Source organism: Hwanghaeella sp. 1Z406, assembly GCF_048892425.1.
In the GTDB taxonomy this organism is placed as follows: Bacteria; Pseudomonadota; Alphaproteobacteria; order UBA8366; family Aestuariispiraceae; genus Pacificispira.
In genome coordinates this window covers 1-474 of the sequence record NZ_JBLZHU010000027.1, presented here as the reverse complement: position 1 = coordinate 474, position 474 = coordinate 1, and the positions used below count along the sequence as shown (strand labels likewise).

General features: G+C 61.0%; 1 protein-coding gene. It reads right to left on the bottom strand.

Annotation, left to right across the window (positions count from 1 at the left end; genetic code table 11):
- A partial coding sequence (locus tag ACOSDR_RS20205; RefSeq protein ID WP_420732344.1) for a hypothetical protein occupies positions 1-474 on the bottom strand: 474 nt, incomplete at both ends.

The window sequence follows — 474 nt, the reverse complement described above, 5'->3', positions numbered from 1 at the left end:
TGATCGTCAGGTTCGCCAGTTGCGCCGGCGTCAGCGTCGCAACGCCATCGGTCACCGTGACAGCCTCACCATCCGCCGTCAGAACCGCGCCGTCTGGAATGCCGCTGATCTCAACAGACAGGGTCTCGCTGTCATCGGTCAGCGCAGAGCTGATATCCAGGGCAATGGCTGTATCTTCAGAACCACTTGCTGCTTCAGTAGAGAGGGTCGGCGCATCAGCGACGCCGTTCACGGAGACGGGAAGGGTCGCTGTCGTGGTGGCAGTATCTGAACCATCGGTGCTGGTCGCGGTAACAGTCAGGTCAAAGTCATCACTGCTATTCGCCGGCGGCGTGATGGTCAGATTGGCCAGTTGCGCCGGCGTCAGCGTCGCAACGCCATCGGTGACAGTAACCGCTTCACCATCGGCGGTCAGAACCGCGCCGTCTGGGATACCGCTGATCTCGACCGACAAGGTCTCGCTGTCATCGGTCA